Here is a 16066-nt window from a genome sequence, read left to right on the forward strand (position 1 = left end):
CAGGATCATTCTGTACCGACAGCCTTTCACTTCCAACGTTCGCAATCCGCGCGCCTTCTACGGCCGGTAGCGACACACCGCGATGCTGGCTCCATCGAATCGCGCTCACCTGGTTCTTACGGGCGCGCAGCCTTTGCCGTATCGTGCCCGCTTGGCATACTTCAGCGGTACACGCGACGGGAGAATGACGTGGTGCAACGAGTCAACGAATACGGCCAGGCTATCGGCGAACCCATGCCACAGTGGCAGCCCGCCAGGGCGCCCGGCGATCAGCCGATGACAGGCCGCTACTGCCGGCTGGAACGGGTCGACGTCGAACGCCACGCGGATGACCTGTACGAGGCCTACAGCGCCGCGCCCGACGGCCGCGACTGGACCTATCTTCCGGTAGGCCCGTTCGACACGCGCGAAGCGTACCGCGACTTCCTCACGTCCTGCGCGGCTTCCCCCGACCCGCTGCATCACGCCGTCATCGATCTCGCGACAGGCAAAGCCATCGGCACGCTTTCGCTGATGCGCATCGACAAGGCGAACGGCGTAATCGAAGTCGGCTTCGTCGTGTTTTCGCAGCGTCTGCAAAAGACGCGCATGGCAACGGAATCCCTCTTCCTGTTGATGCAGCGCGTATTCGACGAACTCGGCTACCGGCGGTTCGAATGGAAATGCGATGCGCTGAATGCGCCTTCGCGCGCCGCGGCGGCCCGCTTCGGCTTCACGTACGAAGGCATCTTCCGTCAGGCCGTGACCTATAAAGGCCGAAACCGCGATACGGCGTGGTTCTCGATCATAGACAGCGAATGGCCGGCGTTGCGCGCCGGTTTCGCGCAATGGCTCGACGAAGCGAACTTCGACGCGCAAGGCACGCAGCGCCGCTCGTTGCAGGCGTGCATTGCCGCACAACGCCCGTAACACGGGACACCGTTACATCATCAGGAATGCTTTCAAACTGCGGCGAATCGCGTCCAGTTCAGGCTGCGCGATCCGCTCTTCCCTGAATTCACCGCGCCACGCCACCCAGTCGAGCGTCGTGATCTGGTCGATCAGCGCGACGCATGGCTTTGGCAACGCGGAGACGGGAATTTCCGTCGCAAAGCCGCGTATTTTCGACGTGCACGGCACCGCGACGATGCGCTGCGCCGGACCGTTGTGCTCGTAGTGCGACAACACGACCACGGGCCGAGGATAACTACCGCCCTGCTCGTGCCCAACCACGGGTTCCAGCCTGATCCACCAGACATCGCCGATTTCGGGAACGCCGTTCTTCATGTTGCTCCTTACCAGTCGTCCTGGCCTGTCGGATCGGCAAGTTCGGAGCCCACCGCCACGCCAGGATTGATGGTCGGATGCACGTCGCCGGGCCGCGCCGCGAGTTGCTCGCGATACTCGTCCCAATTGAACGTCCTGATGGCAGGCGTTGCGACGAGCGCCCCATCCGCCACCACCATGTCGACTTCCTGATCTTCGCGCAGGTGCAGTTCGTCCGCCAGGCTTGCGGGAATGCGCACCGCAAGACTGTTGCCCCACCGTTTGATTGTCTGAATAGCCATAGCCCCACCTTCGCCCGAGAAATCCAGATACACGATTGCCTCCTTTGAAAGCCCACGAGGGAGCAGAAGCGCCGCGCGTATCTACAATGTAGATACTGTGATGCTACGCGGCGCGAGTTGATGTGTCAACGCTGTATCTACGTGCGATTGGGTGGTTCAGATGACCGATGCATTCGCGTAGCTAATTTCGCATCGGCGGCGGCCTCGAACAATTCGGCCGGAAGATATAGGAAGCCTAGGAAAGGCCCGAAAAACTCTTAGACAGCGCGGCAAAACACCCCAGTCGCATGCCCTTTGTACGTCGCCTGCCGCGTCTCGACGTAGCCGCATTTCGCCGCCACCCGCCGCGACGCCACGTTGTCCGGCGCGATGATGCACACAGTCTCACGCTGCGGCCATTTCGCATCGGCCCATGTCAGCGCGCCGCGCACGGCTTCCGTCGCATAGCCGAGACCATGCATCGACGGCATCAACACCCAGCCGATCTCGGGTGCGCCGAGCGGCGGCTCGATCTCGCGCTGGTAGTCCGCAAAGCCGATTTCGCCGACGAAGCGGCCGCTGCTTTTCTCACGGATCACCCAGTAGCCGTAGCCGAGCAACGCCCAGTGCCCGGCATAGCGCAGCAGCCGCGTCCACACTTCTTCCCGGCTGAACGGCTTCCCGCCGATAAAGCGCGTAACGGTCTCATCGGACCACAGCGCATAACTCTCGTCGAAGTCCTCGCGAACATGAGGACGCAAGATCAGACGATCGGTTTCAAACTCGAGGACAGAAGGATTCATCGCGCATATCCGGCAGGAGCCGGCAAGGAGGAAAGCGCCGATGATCGCAGATACGCGCGCCGCAGCAAAAGCCAATCACGCGGCGCGCCACGCCCGACAGACATCAAGGCCCGTTGAAAGCCGCTTCGAGCGCCTTCACGTCGAGCTTCACCATTTGCATCATGGCCTGCATCGCGCGCTGGACCTTGGTCTGATCCTTGTCCGTCAGGATCTTCATCATCTGGGTCGGCACGATTTGCCAGGACACGCCGTAACGGTCCGTCAGCCAGCCGCATTGCACCGGCGAGCCGCCGCCTTCGAGCAGCTTGTCCCACAACCTGTCGACTTCCTCTTGCGATTCGCACTTCACGAACATCGAAATCGCCGGAGAAAACGTGTACTGCGGGCCGCCATTCAACGCGAGGAATTCGCGGCCTTCCAGATGGAAAGTGATCGTCAGCACCTCTCCGGCCTTGCCAGGCATCGCGTCGCCGTAATGCGTGATGTCGCCGATGCTCGAATTCCCGAAAATGCCCGTGTAAAACCGGACGGCTTCCTCCGCATTGCCGTCGAACCACAGGCACGTCGCAATCTTGTCCATCACATCTCCTTGGATGGTCGTATCGGGCGCGGCAGCGTGCGGCGAAATGCGCGACGCACCCCGCACATGGAATCACGCGCCCACGGCAACGGTTATTGACGGCCTTGCGCCATCTGCTCCATCGCCGATTGCATTTCGGCGGGCGTGACGTCGCGCTGGTGCGTCGCGACAGACCAGCGGTGGCCGAACGGATCTTCGACCTGGCCGTAACGGTCGCCCCAGAACATGTCGGTGGCGGGCATGATGACCTTCGCGCCCGCTGACGCGGCCTGTGCGATGGTGGCGTCCGCGTCCTTGACGTACAGATGCAGCACGACGGGCGTGCCCTTCAGCGCCTTCGGCCCGAACGACGCCCCGTTGCCGCAATCGGGCATTTCATCGACCAGCATCAGCGTCGAATCGCCGATTTTCAGCTGCGCATGCATCACCTTGCCGCCGGGACCGGGCAGGCGCACCTGCTCGACTGCATTGAACGCTTTCTTGTAGAACTCGATTGCTTCGGCCGCGCCCGCGACGATGATGTGCGGTGTCAACGTGTGCATCCCTTCGGGGATGGGCTTGACGGCTGGCGTGGACATGTCGTGTCTCCTGAGTGAAGAGAAGAGTTTCATGAGTGACGAAGTTTCGCCCGATCAGCGAGTCTTCATCACTACGACGAGTAAGCCATCTTCAGATCGACACACGCAACCGATTATTTTTTCGAACCGGATCGAGCGGCGGTCAAACGGGCCGCCAATGCCCCGGCACCCATGCCCAGTGATTGCCTTCCCAGCGATAGTGACCCTTCACCCACCTATACCCCGGCGCAGGCGCCGCAGGAATCACCTCGGCGACCGGCGCGGGCTCCGCCGGCCTCACGGGCTCGACGTAGCAGGCGGACAGCGTCGATGCGCAGAGCGCGGCCGCCAGCAGCCCGCGCAGTTTCGTTGATTTCAAGTTCAAGACGTTCATTGTCGAGTTATCTCCCTGTTGATCGAATACTGACTGGCCCGATTGTTAAATCAGGCTCGCGCGGCCTACACGCGAATCAGGCCCGTCATCGGCCGCGTGCTGCCCGCTTGCGCGAACAGCGTGCGCGAAGTCCGGTGCGGATCGAGCCCGAGGCTGTCGCTTGCGACGCCCGAAATCAGCGCATCGAGCGAGGCCGTCGGTTTCAGGTCGCGCGCCTCGTACAGATCGCTTTGCCGCAAGCCCGGCCAGTCGGCGACGACGCGCCCGCCCGCCACCGCGCCGCCGATCACCATTGCGACGGAAGCCGTGCCGTGATCCGTGCCGCCCGTTCCGTTCGCCGCAGCCGTGCGGCCGAACTCGGTGGCGACCAGCACCGTCGTCTTGCTCCACGCCGGTCCAAGTCCGTCGCGCAATGCAGCGAGCATCGTGTCGAGCGCCTTGAGCTGTGCGGCGAGGCGCGGCATCTGCGCGCTGTGCGTGTCCCAGCCGCCCGTTTCGATCATTGCGATACGCGGCCCGTCTTCGCGCGACAGAAACCCGGCCGCCAGCTTGCCGAGACTCGCCGGGTCCTGGCGCGCGCCCGCATCGCCAGCGAGACCGCGCGCCGCCATCGCCGATTCCCACAGCGGACGCAACTGCGCATCCTGCTCGTAGAGCTGCGAGACGCGCGTGAGCAGATCGTCGGGCGCCTGCGGCAGCCCGGAAGGCGCATACGACGTGACGTTCGCCGCACCGCGCAACGCCATCGGCACGGTCGGCGCGAACGCGATCGCGTTCTCGCGCGTCGTCGACCTGGCGCCCGGCATCATGCCGACGAGCCGATTGAGCCAGCCGTCCTTCACCTGATACGCGGCCGTTCCGCCCGTCTCCAGCACGTTCTGTCCGTCGAAATGCGAGCGGTCCCGATACGGCGATGCGACGGCATGCACGAACAGCGCCTCGCGCCGCCCGTACATCTGCCCGATCTGCGCGAGCGACGGATGCAGCGCGAACGTGCCGTCGAGCTTCGTCGAAGCCGACGTGTCGACGGCCAGCGCGCCTCGCAGCGACGCATAGGCAGGGTCTGCGTACGGCACGACGATGTTCAGCCCGTCGGCGGCGCCGCGCTGGATCACGAACACGAAGCGGCGGTCGGTCGCGACGCGCGCGAACGCGATCTGCGGTGCGACGAGCATCGCGCCCGCGCCAGCGGCGGCGATGCGCACGAAACGGCGGCGAGTGAGCATGGTCATCTCCGTTGGAAATCGGGCGAGACGAGCAGTAGCGCGAGCGCCGTCGAGGCGCTTTCCGCGCGCGACACGGCGAGCTGCGTCGGCTCGCTGAGCGAACCCCCCGTCAGCGTCTGGCCGAGCGCGCGCGCATCGAGCCGGTCGCCGACGCGTGCCGCGAAACGCTGCGCGATCTCGACACGCCGCACGAGCGCATCGGGCGCGGCCCAGCTCGCGGCAATGTCGTCGTAGCCGGCCGGCGAGCCCGGACGCCAGACCTGCTGGCCAAGTTGCGTCAGCACGGGCGCCATCTGCACGAGGCGCTCGCCGTCGTTCAAGTTGTGCATGCCGAGGCCGCGCATCGACGAAATGGTCCATTCCCACGGCGACTTGAACTTGACGGCAACGGGCGACCACGCAGCGTCACTGTCGATCAGCGCGCGATAAACCGTGGGCAGATCGCCGCGGCTGCGCATGAACGCCGTCGCCAGCTGGTCGACCACGTCGGGCGGCGGATTGTCCGCGACGAAGTGGCGCGCGAGCCTGGTCGCGATATGCGTGGCGGTGGCGGGCGCGCTCGACAGATCGTGCAGCACCGCGAGCGTTTGCCCTTCGCCCGGCTGATCGTAGCGGCGGCCCATGATGGTCCGCGTGCCCGGCTCGTGCAGTTGCGGGCGGAACATGAATGCGCCCGGCGGCGCGGTGTTGGCAGTGCCTGGGTTGTTCGGCTGCGGACCTTGCGCGTCCGCGATACTCCAGCCCGTCATGGCGCGCGCGAACTCGGTGACGTCTTCCTGCGTGTAGCCACTGCGCACGCCGAGCGTGTGCAGTTCCATGATTTCGCGTGCGAGGTTTTCGTTGAGTCCGGGCTTGCGGTTCGGATTGCGCTGCGCGGCACGCATCGCGGCGACACTATCGGGTCCGACCGAGCGCGTCTGGTCGAGAAAAAGCTGCATCGCGGGATGGCGCTCGACGGCCACCAGCATGTCTTCGAAGCGCCCGAGCACGTGCGGGCGGATCGCCTCCGCTTCGAACGCGCCGGCAAACGGCGCGACGCGGCCTTTGTCGATGGACACCGCAAAGTGATTCGACCAGAAGTGCACGAGCCTTTCGACGAACGGCGCGGGCGTCGTCAGCGCGCTCACGACGCGCGCGTTCACGGCTGCGCGGTACGTGTCGCGCGTTTCCATGCGCTGCGCGTTGTTCGCGGCCTGACGGGCGGCTTTGCGCGCGTCCGCCGCGTTGCTGGCGAGGTTCGGCGCGCTGGCGGCATTCGCGCCGCTCGCTGTGGCGTTGGTTGCGTTCGTTGCGTTCGTTGCCGGATTCGCCATCGCCTGCCGGCGTTCGTCGGCCAGCTCGGCGGCGATCGCCAGCGATGTCGGTTGCGCGGCCCATGCTGCAGGCATCGGCTGATAGGCGTCGAACTGCGCGAGCAACCAGTTCTTCGCGTTCGCCGGTGGCGCTTCGTCGGCGCGCGCGCCAAGGCCGAAACGGTTCAGCGCGATCGCCGCCGCGCTCAACGGCGGCGCCGTGGTGGCAGGTGAATTGGCCATGCTCGCTCCCGTCTCGCCTGTCGTGCGTGGTTGGATGTGCATTAAACGGAGCGGGTCACGCTTTTCCGTCGCTGCTTTTTTCAGTCACGGCCGATCAGTCGCTCGCGGGCCGATTGCCCGGCTTCTGCAAGCGCTGCTGCGCCTGCGCGAGCCGCCATTGCCCACGTTCGCGCAAGCCTTCCGCGAACTTCACGCGCTCATCAGGCGACAAGGTCGCGGCGAAATCGACGACGCTTTGCTCGACCCGCGAGCGCAGCGCGATATCGGCTTCACGGGTGCGGTTGAGCGCCACGTCGAGTGCCGCGCGGTCCAGTTGCGGCGCGGCTAGCAACCGCAGCACCTCGCGCCGGTCCTCCCGCCCGTCACGCGCATACTCGCGCGCTTCGCGGCGCGCGTCCTTCAATGCATCGACGAACTGCTGCTGGCGCTCCGCCGACAGCCCTTCGGCCGCGAAACGCAGCGCGCGCGACTGAGGTTGAGCGGCAGCCGTCGCGCCTCCATGCGCGACGAACCACTGATACGCGCCGCCCGCGACGCCGCCAATCAGAAACACATTGAGCACCAGTGAGCCGACCAACAGAAATTTCCAGGCGCGTCCGCTCATTCGTCACTCCAGTCCGCGGCCGTGCCGCCAAATCCAGTTGTCAGATAGGAAGACTCCGGTCCCGGCGACGGGTTGCCCGTCACGAGAAAAAACGACACCGCGAAGGCACCGGCCAATCCGCCGATCAAACCGACGCCCGCGAACGCCGCGCCCGACCACCACCAGCCCACGCGCCCCGAGCCGCCGACCGGCCAGGCGAGCGACAAGCGGCGGGCCTGTCGCGGCTGTCGAGGCTGTCGGTTAGCGGGCGCCGAAGCCACCACGCGCTCGATGAGCGCGGCGTCCGGCGCCAGATCGGTTGCGGCGGCATCGCTCGCCAGCCACGCGTCGAGTTGCGCGGCCTGCGCGAGCAGCGCATCCGCCTCGCTGCGATGCTGCGCGGCCCACGCGCTCGCGGCTGCGCGCTCCGCTTCGGGCCAATGGCGCGCATCGGCGCCATACGCATCGACGATTGCGCGAAATCTCTGTGGAGTCATCGGCTGGTCCTCGTTCCGGCAAGATCGTCGCCCGCCAGTTGCGCGCGCAGATTGCGGCGCGCGCGGGACAGCAGGCTTTCGAGCGCGTCGACGGTAATGCCCATCAGCGCGGCCGCCTCGATGTTCGACAGATCCTGGTAGTAGTTGAGCACGAGCGCCTCGCGCTGGCGCGCCGGCAACGCGGCGAGCGCCGCGCGCACCCGCGCTTCGCGCGACTGCGCTTCGAGTTGCGCATCGGGTGTGGCGGCGGGATCGGCGTGGTCGGGCAGTTCGTCGGGGGGTTGTTCGCGATGTGCGCGCAAACGGTCGTAGCAAAGATTCAGCACGACGCGATGCAGCCACGTATCGAAACGCGCCTCGCCCTCGCGCCAGCGCGGTGCCTGCTTCCAGATGCGCATGAACGCTTCCTGCGCGACGTCTTCCGCTTCCATACGGTCTCCCAGCATCCGCGTGGCGAGCGCCAGCAGACGCGGCAACTTGCGCGCGACGAGCGTGCGGACGGCGGACGGCTCCTGCCTGCCGACGCCCGCCACCAGTTCCGCATCCGGATCGCGTTCGCTCAACGCGCGCGGCTCCGGGTGTGCCGCCTGTTCCACGCATGCCACGCGTAGTGCGCGGCATCTGTCGCGACGAGATGTTCTGTCGTCACTGCTGTCGCTCCCTGTTGTTCTGATCGAGTGACTTCACTGGAACGCGCCGAACTGCGCGGTGCGTTCCGTCAACCCCTGTTCAAGGCTGTTCAATATACGACGACGGCCGGCCGGTAGTAGTAAGGATGCGCCGGCACCACCACGCAACCCGCGAGCGTCGCAGCCAGCAACGCCAGTAGCAACAGCTTCTTCATCGCTCAGTCTCCCGTCGCCGCCCTCAACTCGCCCAGTGCGCGGGCACCCAGCGCCAGTTCGGGCCATGCGCGACCCAATGTCCGGGCACCCAGCGGTAGCCCGGACGCATGGTCTGCCAATGCCCCGCCACCCATACATAGCGGCCGCCTGCCCAGCGCCAGTGGCCGGGGTCCCACGCATAGCCGGCGCGCGGCGGCGGCACGATTTCGACGCGCGCGGCGGGCGGCGCCATCGGCGCGACGATCACCGCCTGCGCGAACGCCGCTGAGGCGCTCAGCGCGGCCACGCCTGCCGCAAGCATGCGGACCAGTTTTTGCATGTTCATTTCTTCTCCCTTGGAGCAGTTGCCGGTTCGGTTTTGGAGTTAAACGCGCAAGCGGCGAAAATCCGTCGCAGGAATTTTTGCGGCTGCGCGGCCCGGCGGGTGCGATGGCGCACGCGCCGGGGAATCGGTATCGTCAAGGCTGGACTTCACACGACAGGAGCGCCCAGTGACAAACAACAACTGGTTCTCGAAGTTCTCGACGGGTCTGTCCACGATGGCCGGCAAGCCGGCGACGTTCGTGATTGCCGTGGCGCTCGTCGTCGTGTGGGGCATCAGCGGGCCGATGTTCCATTTCAGCGACACCTGGCAACTGGTGATCAATACGTCGACGACGATCGTCACCTTTCTGATGGTCTTTTTGATCCAGAACACGCAAAACCGCGATACGGCCGCGATGCAGATCAAGCTCGACGAACTGATCCGCGCGCTGGACGGCGCACACAACGCGCTGCTCGATCTCGAGGAACTGAACGAAAAGGATCTCGGGCGCTTTCGCAAGCGCTACGAACAGCTCGCCGAAGAAGCGCGCTGCGCGCTGCGCTCGGGCGGCACCGACACCGACTCGCCGTTCATCGACCAGAGCGAACGCGACGACAACCAGGACCGCAAGCCTCGCAAGGACGCGCACTGAGCGATGACACAAGCGACTCCGCCCGCCCTCCATGACGCGGACAAAGGCCATTCGCTCGCGCGGCGCTATCCGCGCGGGCTGCGCATCGACCCACATACGCATACGTGGGCACAGGTGCTGTATGCCGTATCGGGTGTGATGTGGGTCGAAGCCGCGCACGAGGCGCTCGTCGTCCCGCCGCAGCGAGCCGTGTGGCTGCCCGCCGGCACCGAGCACTCGATCCACATGATGAGCGACGTCGAGATGCGCAATCTGTACTTCCATGAGCGCAGCATCGGCCATCTGAGCGAACGTAGCGACGTGTTCGAGATCAACGGCCTGTTGCGCGAACTGATTGCGTCGATTGCCGAACATGAAGAAGCGCAGACGCGCGACGAAGACTATCTGGGCACGGCGTACCGGCTCGCCATGCTCGAACTCGAACAGGCGCCGCGCTCGTCGCTGCGCATTCCGCTGCCCGATGCGTCGGACCGGCGGCTCGACGCACTGTGCCGCGCGGTGATCGACAATCCGTCGAATGCGATCAGCTTCGAGCAGCATGCGGCTTCCGTGGGCGCGAGCGTGCGCACGCTGGCTCGGCTCTTCTCGCGGGCGCTGGGGATCGGTTTCGCGGAATGGCGCAGGCAGGTGCAACTGGCCGTCGCCGTGTCCGGACTCGCCGAGGGGCGCGCGGTCAGCACCATTGCGCGCGAACTCGGCTACCTGCCGAGCAGTTTCAGCGACATGTTTCGCCGCGAGCTGGGCGCGTCGCCGACCGACTTCGATCCTCACGCGACGCTGGCCGCGCCCGCTGCGTTAAAGTCCTCAAGCTGTCGGGCGTCGCGACACGCTCAAAGCGCGCTTGCTGCGCTTGAGCGAGAATCGTGGGCGTCGGCGGCGCGGACGGACCTACGGATGGACCGGCTGGCGTCGCCATGGCCAAACCTTTAACGTGAGGAAACGTGAAATGAGCAAGGGATACTGGGTCACTCTTTACCGCAAGACGAACGATCCAGCGGCGCTGGCCGCATACGCACAACTGGCGGCGCCGGCCGTCACGGCCGCGGGCGGCAAGTTTCTCGTGCGGGGTCTGGCCGAGGAAGTGCGTGAACATGGCCTGAAGGATCGCACCGTCGTGATCGAATTCCCGACCTACGAGCAGGCCGTCGCGGCCTACGACACCGAAGACTACAAGAAGGCGCTGGCCGCGCTCGGCAATGGCGTCGAGCGCGATCTGCGCATCGTGCGCGGCGCGGAGTGATTGTCCGCACGCGCAACGCCGCGAGATTCGCTCAGTAGCGGATCACCATCGGCAGAAGCGCGCCGTCGCGCGGTTCATCATCGGGCAGCACGACGGCGCTGCCGGCCGCGATGCGGCGCGCGCTCCATAGCACCGCGAAGGCATCGAGCACGTCGTCCTTCTGCGCGTGCCGGGCAACACGTTCGTCGAGCGCGGTCTGCAACGTGGCGCCAAAGACATACGCGAGCAAGGCTTTTCTTTTCGCATGTCCCGCTTCTGACGTTTTACCCTCCTTGAGACCGGCCGCCTCGCCGCCTTGGTCGATCTGAAGCTGCATGAAGGCAAGCTCCGGATGCACCTCGAACACACGCGAAGCATCGCTCTTGCTGGCGCGCAACAAGGCATCGACTTCAGCGATCTTGCCGAGAATGTTGAAGGCCTGTTGCGAGATTCCCTTGCCCGTTGCTTCGCGGTTCCGATCGCACGCCATTCGATACTCCCTGATACCAAGCGTCTGGCGCACGGGTGTCTGAAACACCGACGCGCTGCGCGGCCACTTCAGACGCTGCCTCGCTTCGGCATCGCACGCGCGATAGCCCGTCGATGCCAGGCCGATGGGCATATCGACGGCCACGATGGCGGGCGCGGGCGCCCACGCAAGCAGCCCGGCAAACGACGCGCAAATGCGCGTCTCGATCGCACCCGTCCGGGCGTCCTGCCTGACGGCATACCAGCCGCCCTTGCAGCCGTCCACGCCCACCAGGTCTGTTGTCTCGTCACGCATCACGCGTTTCCCCGAACCGATTGATCATTCCGGACGCGGGCCGCCCGCTGTCCGATATTCGAAAGCACTTGTCTGAACCGCGCTGCGCAGGACACTTAGACTGCCTTCATACGCTGATTTACCCATCGTGAAGCAGCAAGCAAACCCTATCGAATCCGACAGTTTCACAGGAGCGGCAATGAAGGCGATCCAGTTCAACTCTTTTGGCGGTCCCGAAGTCCTCAACCTCGTCGACCTGCCGACACCCACCGCCGACGCCGACAGCGCGATCGTGCAGGTGAAAGCAGCCTCGGTGAATCCGAGCGATGTGAAAAACCTCTCGGGCCATTTCAGCCACACGACGCTGCCGCGCATCCCGGGCCGCGACTTCAGCGGCGTCGTGATGCAAGGCCCCGCCGAATGGATCGGCGCGGAAGTATGGGGCACGGGCGGCGACATCGGCTTCACGCGCGACGGCACGCACGCGCAGTTCATCAAGGTTCCCGTCGGCGCGCTGTCGCGCAAGCCGCGCACGCTCACGCACGAACAGGCGTCGGCGATCGGCGTGAACTTCGTGGTCGCGTGGCTCGGCGTCGTCGATTATGCACAGCTCGTCGCGGGCGAAACGGTGGCCGTGATCGGCGCGAGCGGCGGCGTCGGCGGCGCGGTCGTGCAGATCGCGAAGTCACGCGGCTGCAAGGTGATCGCCGTCGATCGCCACGAGCCTGACGCGGACTCGCCCGCGGGCCGTCTGCTCGACCACTATGTACCGTTCGACGAGCACGCCGCGGAACGCGTCAAGGCACTCGGCGGCGCGGATGTCGTGTACGACGCTGTCGGCGGGGTCGCGTTCGAAACGGCGCTGAAGCTCGCGAAGTGGCGCGGCCGGGTGGTCGAGATCAGCGCAACGGGCAAGCGGCGCGTCGAGTTCGACCTGATCGACTTCTATCACAACGAAACGCAACTGTTCGGCGCGGACAGCGCCAAGCTCGGCGTCGCGGATTCCGCGCGCCTGATGACGGAACTGGCCAGCGTGTTCGATAGCGGCGCGTTGCAGGCGCCGTCGATCGCGCAGACCTTTCCGCTCGAACAGGCGCGCGACGCTTACGCCGCCGTCGCCGGCGGCACACGCGGGCGCGTCGTCATCACGATGTGACACACCCGTTCAATCGAATCCGGAGACTCGTATGAAGCCGTATATCGTGTCGCCGGCGGCAGGTGTCGTCGTCGGACTGCTGTACAACATCGTCGATGTGAAATCGCCCGCGCCGCCCATCGTCGCGCTGCTCGGCCTGCTCGGCATGGTCGCCGGCGAGCATGCGATTCCGTTCGTGCGCTCGCTGCTCGCTCACGTAACAAGCTGAAGCGGCACGCGACCGCTTACTGCATGCGGCCGGGCGCGCCGCCCATTTCGAGCGCGCGTTCGAGCAGCAGTTCGCGTTCGCGCGCATTGCGCGTCATCGATGCGGCGCGCTCGAATTCCGCGCGCGCTTCATCGTTGCGAGCGAGCTTGGCGAGCAGATCGCCGCGCACGCTCGGCAGCCAGTGATAATTCTTCAGCGAAGGCTCGTCGGCAAGCGCGTCGACGAGTTCGAGCGCGGCCATCGGGCCATACGCCATGCCGACAGCAACCGCGCGATTCAGATCCACCACAGGCGACGGCGCTACCTCGGCAAGCGCATCGTACAGCGCGACGATCTGCACCCAATCCGTTTGCGCCGCCGTGTGCGCGCGCGCATGGCACGCGGCGAGCGCGGCCTGCAGCGTGTACGGCCCGCTCATCCCGCCGAGCGCCTCCGAGCGGGCAAGCGCACTCAACCCGCGACGGATCAGCAGCGGGTCCCAGCGGCTGCGGTCCTGATCGAGCAGCAGCACCGGCCGTCCCTGCGCATCGACGCGCGCATGCATGCGCGACGCCTGAATCTCCATCAGCGCGACCAGTCCGTACACTTCGCTTTCGTCGGGCATGAGGCCCGCCAGCACGCGGCCCAGGCGCAGCGCTTCCTCGCACAGCGTCGGGCGCATCCAGTCGTCGCCCGCCGTCGCCGAATAGCCTTCGTTGAAGATCAGATAAATCACTTCGAGCACGGAAGCGAGCCGCACCGCGCGTTCGTTCGCCTGCGGCACTTCGAACGGCACCTTCGCCGCCGACAACGTCTTCTTGGCGCGCACGATGCGCTGCGCAATGGTCGGCTCGGGCACGAGAAACGCGCGCGCGATCTCATCCGTGGTCAGGCCGCCGAGCAGGCGCAACGTCAGCGCCACACGTGCGTCTTTCGACAGCACGGGGTGGCAGGCGGTGAACACCAGCCGCAGCAGATCGTCGCCGATATCGTCGGCGCGCGCGGCGTCGAGCGCATCGACGAAATCGGGCACGATATGCGCCTCGCGCGCGTCCATGTCGGCGCCGAGTTCCTCGTGCTTGCGCGCGTGCAGCGCATCCTGGCGCCAGCGGTCGAGCGCGCGGTTTTTCGCCGTCGCCATCAGCCATGCTCCAGGATTGTCCGGCACGCCTGCGTCGGGCCAGGTTTCGAGCGCGGCCACCAGCGCGTCCTGCGCGAGTTCTTCCGCCACGCCGACATCGCGCACGATGCGCGCGACGTGAGCGATGACCTTCGCGGATTCGATCCGCCAGACTGCCTCGATGGCACGATGGGTCGCAGCCGTCGTCACGGCCGGCCTCAAGACGCGTCGGCCGCTGGCATCGCGGCGTTCGGGTCCATGTACACGAGTTCCCAGATATGCCCGTCGATATCCTCGATACTGCGCTCGTACATGAAGCCGTGGTCCTGCGCCGGGCGCGCCGACGCGCCGCCTGCGGCGAGCGCCTTGCCGGCCAGATCGTCGACTTGCGCACGGCTGTCGCACGACAGGCAGATCAGCGCTTCCGTGCTCTCTTTCGGGTTGCACAGCGTCCTGTTCGTGAAGGTCTGGAAAAAGTCCTTCGCGAGCAGCATGGCGTAGATGTTCTCGCCGATCACCATGCAGGCGGCCTGCTCATTGGTGAATTTCGGTTCGAACGTAAAGCCGAGTTGCGAGAAGAACGCCTTCGATTTCTCCACGCTGCTCACGGCGAGGTTCACATAGATTTGCTTGTGCATGATCGTTCCTCGGAAGCTGGCAGGTCACAGGTGCAAGGTCAGTGGTTTGCGCCTTCGATCTTGCGAAAGCGTTCGGTCGACTGGCTCGGCTCGAAGTCGTCGAGTTCGAACATCTGGCGCACTTCGATTTCGCCGTCGGCCTGCTCGCCGGACGGCGCGGGGAAGCGCCGCGCCCATTCCATCGCTTCTTCGCGCGATCGCACCTGAATCACGGTGTAGCCCGCCACCAGTTCTTTCGTCTGCGCAAACGGCCCTTCCGTGACGGTGCGCCGGCCGCCCGCATAGCGCACGCGCCAGCCTTTCGCGCTCGGCTGCAGGCCGCACGCGTCGAGCAGCACGCCCGCCTTCTGCAAGGCTTCGTGATACGTCGCCATCGACGCCATCAGTTCTTCTTCCGGCATCTTGCCGGCTTCGCTGTCGGCCGTGGCCTTCACCAGAATCATGAATCGCATCGCCGTCTCTCCTCGTGGATGAACGAAGCCCCGTGGCGGCTTCTCACTTCCACGACGAGCGGCGCGCAGTCAGATCGACAACCGGCATCGTCAGGGAAAACCCTTGCGGATGCGCCGGACGGGTCAGCCCGCGCGCGCCGTCAGTACTCGTAGCACGGCGCGACCTTGCGGATTTCGATCGTGCACCACTCGGCGGCCGGGCACTCTTCGGCGAGCGCGAGCGCTTCTTCGTAGGTATCGACGTTCAGCAGAAAGAAGCCGCCGACCATTTCCTTCGCTTCGGCAAACGGCCCGTCGATCAGGCGCGTCTGGCCGTCGCGCTTTTCGAGACGCACACCGTTTTTGTCGGGCGACAGCGATTCGGCCGCGATCAGCTGGCCGCGCGCCTGCAACCCGGCGCGGTATTTGAGCATGCGGTCGTAGACGGCGCGGCCCGCGACTTCGCCGCGTTCCTCGCGTTGCTGGGTAGGTTCGACGATGAGCAGCATGTAGGACATGGTGACTCCGTGTTCCGGTTGTCGGGCCGCGGCGTTCGAGGGGTGCCGTACTTCGTGAGACGGGTGGCGCCGCGGCAATGGCAGCAAAGGTTGATTCTGCTGGCGAAGGCAGTCTAGCAAAGTGGCAACGCGGGCGGAAAGGTCTGCCGCGCGAATGGGCATTCCACTGAGGGAAATGGCATAACGCTTGCTGAACGACCTGGATCCTCAATCTCGCAGGAGCACGACATGTTGAAGCGCTATATCGTCCGCGTCGCAATCGCAGCAGCGGTCCTGGTGCCGTTGGTGAGCGGATGCACCGTCGGCGGCGCGGCAGCGGGTGGCTATGTCGGCCATGAGACGACGCATAGCACCGTGGGCACGGTGGGCGGCGCTGTCGCGGGCGGAATCATCGGTCACGAATTGGGCAAGTGATGCGGGTGGAAGTTGTTTTAAAGGCGGCGATTGAAGCTCAATCGCCGCCTTAATATTTGTCAAAAGATGTCACTCGCGTTTGATTTGCTTAATTGTGAATATCTGTCTTTTTTACGAC

General features: G+C 65.4%; 25 protein-coding genes. 7 read left to right on the plus strand and 18 right to left on the minus strand.

What is annotated here, in order from left to right; all coding sequences use genetic code 11:
* Positions 1 to 189: 189 nt before the first annotated feature.
* Positions 190 to 909, plus strand: a complete 720-nt coding sequence (locus tag KFO72_RS14110; protein ID WP_225032391.1) for a GNAT family N-acetyltransferase — start codon at positions 190 to 192, stop codon at positions 907 to 909.
* A gap of 12 nt (positions 910 to 921) precedes the next feature.
* Here KFO72_RS14110 and KFO72_RS14115 read toward each other — a convergent pair whose 3' ends face one another.
* From KFO72_RS14115 to KFO72_RS14175, 13 genes are all read right to left on the minus strand, one after another.
* Positions 922 to 1266, minus strand: coding sequence for a type II toxin-antitoxin system PemK/MazF family toxin (locus tag KFO72_RS14115; RefSeq protein WP_225032392.1), 345 nt, complete (start codon positions 1264 to 1266; stop codon positions 922 to 924).
* An 8-nt stretch (positions 1267 to 1274) separates the two neighbouring features.
* Complete coding sequence (locus KFO72_RS14120; RefSeq protein ID WP_035999527.1) at positions 1275 to 1547, minus strand: AbrB/MazE/SpoVT family DNA-binding domain-containing protein; 273 nt, start codon at positions 1545 to 1547, stop codon at positions 1275 to 1277.
* Between the two features lie 257 nt (positions 1548 to 1804).
* A complete protein-coding gene (locus KFO72_RS14125) occupies positions 1805 to 2329 on the minus strand; it encodes a GNAT family N-acetyltransferase (protein WP_225032393.1) in 525 nt (174 codons plus the stop codon).
* Positions 2330 to 2432: 103 nt separating this feature from the next.
* Positions 2433 to 2909, minus strand: a complete 477-nt coding sequence (locus tag KFO72_RS14130; RefSeq protein ID WP_054933135.1) for a VOC family protein — start codon at positions 2907 to 2909, stop codon at positions 2433 to 2435.
* Between the two features lie 92 nt (positions 2910 to 3001).
* A complete protein-coding gene (locus KFO72_RS14135) occupies positions 3002 to 3487 on the minus strand; it encodes a VOC family protein (protein WP_054933106.1) in 486 nt (161 codons plus the stop codon).
* 142 nt (positions 3488 to 3629) lie between these two features.
* On the minus strand, positions 3630 to 3860 hold the full coding sequence (locus KFO72_RS14140) for a YXWGXW repeat-containing protein (RefSeq protein ID WP_082433968.1): 231 nt from the start codon (positions 3858 to 3860) through the stop codon (positions 3630 to 3632).
* 65 nt (positions 3861 to 3925) lie between these two features.
* On the minus strand, positions 3926 to 5086 hold the full coding sequence (locus KFO72_RS14145) for a DUF1501 domain-containing protein (RefSeq protein ID WP_225032394.1): 1161 nt from the start codon (positions 5084 to 5086) through the stop codon (positions 3926 to 3928).
* A gap of 2 nt (positions 5087 to 5088) precedes the next feature.
* The gene (locus tag KFO72_RS14150; RefSeq protein WP_225032395.1) at positions 5089 to 6621 is read right to left on the minus strand and encodes a DUF1800 domain-containing protein; all 1533 of its coding nucleotides are present in this window, start codon (positions 6619 to 6621) and stop codon (positions 5089 to 5091) included.
* 94 nt (positions 6622 to 6715) lie between these two features.
* On the minus strand, positions 6716 to 7225 hold the full coding sequence (locus tag KFO72_RS14155; protein ID WP_054933109.1) for a periplasmic heavy metal sensor: 510 nt from the start codon (positions 7223 to 7225) through the stop codon (positions 6716 to 6718).
* Complete coding sequence (locus tag KFO72_RS14160) at positions 7222 to 7701, minus strand: hypothetical protein (RefSeq protein WP_062916022.1); 480 nt, start codon at positions 7699 to 7701, stop codon at positions 7222 to 7224. The genes KFO72_RS14155 and KFO72_RS14160 overlap by 4 nt, the downstream gene beginning before the upstream one ends.
* Positions 7698 to 8297, minus strand: a complete 600-nt coding sequence (locus KFO72_RS14165; RefSeq protein WP_318248449.1) for an RNA polymerase sigma factor — start codon at positions 8295 to 8297, stop codon at positions 7698 to 7700. Before KFO72_RS14165 ends, KFO72_RS14160 begins: the two co-directional genes overlap by 4 nt.
* Before the next feature lie 143 nt (positions 8298 to 8440).
* Positions 8441 to 8545, minus strand: a complete 105-nt coding sequence (locus KFO72_RS14170; RefSeq protein WP_156516650.1) for a lipoprotein — start codon at positions 8543 to 8545, stop codon at positions 8441 to 8443.
* Positions 8546 to 8568: 23 nt separating this feature from the next.
* Positions 8569 to 8871: a YXWGXW repeat-containing protein gene (locus tag KFO72_RS14175; protein ID WP_054933111.1), complete on the minus strand. Its 303-nt coding sequence runs from the start codon at positions 8869 to 8871 to the stop codon at positions 8569 to 8571.
* A 214-nt stretch (positions 8872 to 9085) separates the two neighbouring features.
* On the opposite strand from KFO72_RS14175, the gene KFO72_RS14180 reads away from it, so the two are divergent.
* From KFO72_RS14180 to KFO72_RS14190, 3 genes are read left to right on the plus strand one after another with little or no spacing between them, the layout of a single operon-like run.
* The gene (locus tag KFO72_RS14180) at positions 9086 to 9502 is read left to right on the plus strand and encodes a low affinity iron permease family protein (protein ID WP_412101785.1); all 417 of its coding nucleotides are present in this window, start codon (positions 9086 to 9088) and stop codon (positions 9500 to 9502) included.
* A 3-nt stretch (positions 9503 to 9505) separates the two neighbouring features.
* On the plus strand, positions 9506 to 10432 hold the full coding sequence (locus KFO72_RS14185; protein ID WP_225032397.1) for an AraC family transcriptional regulator: 927 nt from the start codon (positions 9506 to 9508) through the stop codon (positions 10430 to 10432).
* 16 nt (positions 10433 to 10448) lie between these two features.
* Complete coding sequence (locus tag KFO72_RS14190) at positions 10449 to 10742, plus strand: DUF1330 domain-containing protein (RefSeq protein ID WP_054933114.1); 294 nt, start codon at positions 10449 to 10451, stop codon at positions 10740 to 10742.
* Between the two features lie 31 nt (positions 10743 to 10773).
* On the opposite strand, the gene KFO72_RS14195 is transcribed toward KFO72_RS14190, so the two are convergent.
* The gene (locus KFO72_RS14195) at positions 10774 to 11505 is read right to left on the minus strand and encodes a DUF429 domain-containing protein (RefSeq protein WP_224101492.1); all 732 of its coding nucleotides are present in this window, start codon (positions 11503 to 11505) and stop codon (positions 10774 to 10776) included.
* A 178-nt stretch (positions 11506 to 11683) separates the two neighbouring features.
* Between KFO72_RS14195 and KFO72_RS14200 the strand changes: the two genes are divergently transcribed.
* Together KFO72_RS14200 and KFO72_RS14205 are read left to right on the plus strand one after the other, a co-directional pair.
* Entirely contained in the window at positions 11684 to 12640 is a 957-nt protein-coding gene (locus tag KFO72_RS14200; RefSeq protein WP_225032398.1) for a quinone oxidoreductase family protein, read from the plus strand.
* A gap of 31 nt (positions 12641 to 12671) precedes the next feature.
* Positions 12672 to 12848 (plus strand): DUF1427 family protein, encoded by a 177-nt coding sequence (locus KFO72_RS14205; protein WP_225032399.1) that lies wholly within the window; start codon positions 12672 to 12674, stop codon positions 12846 to 12848.
* Between the two features lie 16 nt (positions 12849 to 12864).
* Here the strand turns inward: KFO72_RS14205 and KFO72_RS14210 are convergent, their stop codons facing one another.
* The 4 genes from KFO72_RS14210 to KFO72_RS14225 all read right to left on the minus strand — a co-directional run bounded on the left by KFO72_RS14210 (position 12865) and on the right by KFO72_RS14225 (position 15534).
* On the minus strand, positions 12865 to 14157 hold the full coding sequence (locus KFO72_RS14210; RefSeq protein ID WP_062916018.1) for an RNA polymerase sigma factor: 1293 nt from the start codon (positions 14155 to 14157) through the stop codon (positions 12865 to 12867).
* 8 nt (positions 14158 to 14165) lie between these two features.
* Entirely contained in the window at positions 14166 to 14585 is a 420-nt protein-coding gene (locus KFO72_RS14215) for a VOC family protein (RefSeq protein WP_054933119.1), read from the minus strand.
* A gap of 38 nt (positions 14586 to 14623) precedes the next feature.
* Positions 14624 to 15037 carry a YciI family protein gene (locus KFO72_RS14220; protein ID WP_054933120.1) on the minus strand — a complete coding sequence of 138 codons (414 nt, stop codon included), beginning with the start codon at positions 15035 to 15037 and terminating at the stop codon, positions 14624 to 14626.
* Between the two features lie 140 nt (positions 15038 to 15177).
* Positions 15178 to 15534 (minus strand): YciI family protein, encoded by a 357-nt coding sequence (locus KFO72_RS14225; RefSeq protein ID WP_035998614.1) that lies wholly within the window; start codon positions 15532 to 15534, stop codon positions 15178 to 15180.
* A 228-nt stretch (positions 15535 to 15762) separates the two neighbouring features.
* Here KFO72_RS14225 and KFO72_RS14230 point away from each other — a divergent pair, with 228 nt between their 5' ends.
* A complete protein-coding gene (locus KFO72_RS14230; protein ID WP_054933121.1) occupies positions 15763 to 15948 on the plus strand; it encodes a glycine zipper 2TM domain-containing protein in 186 nt (61 codons plus the stop codon).
* Positions 15949 to 16066: the final 118 nt, after the last annotated feature.

The organism is Paraburkholderia sp. XV, from assembly GCF_020177535.1.
Lineage (GTDB): Bacteria > Pseudomonadota > Gammaproteobacteria > Burkholderiales > Burkholderiaceae > Paraburkholderia > Paraburkholderia caribensis.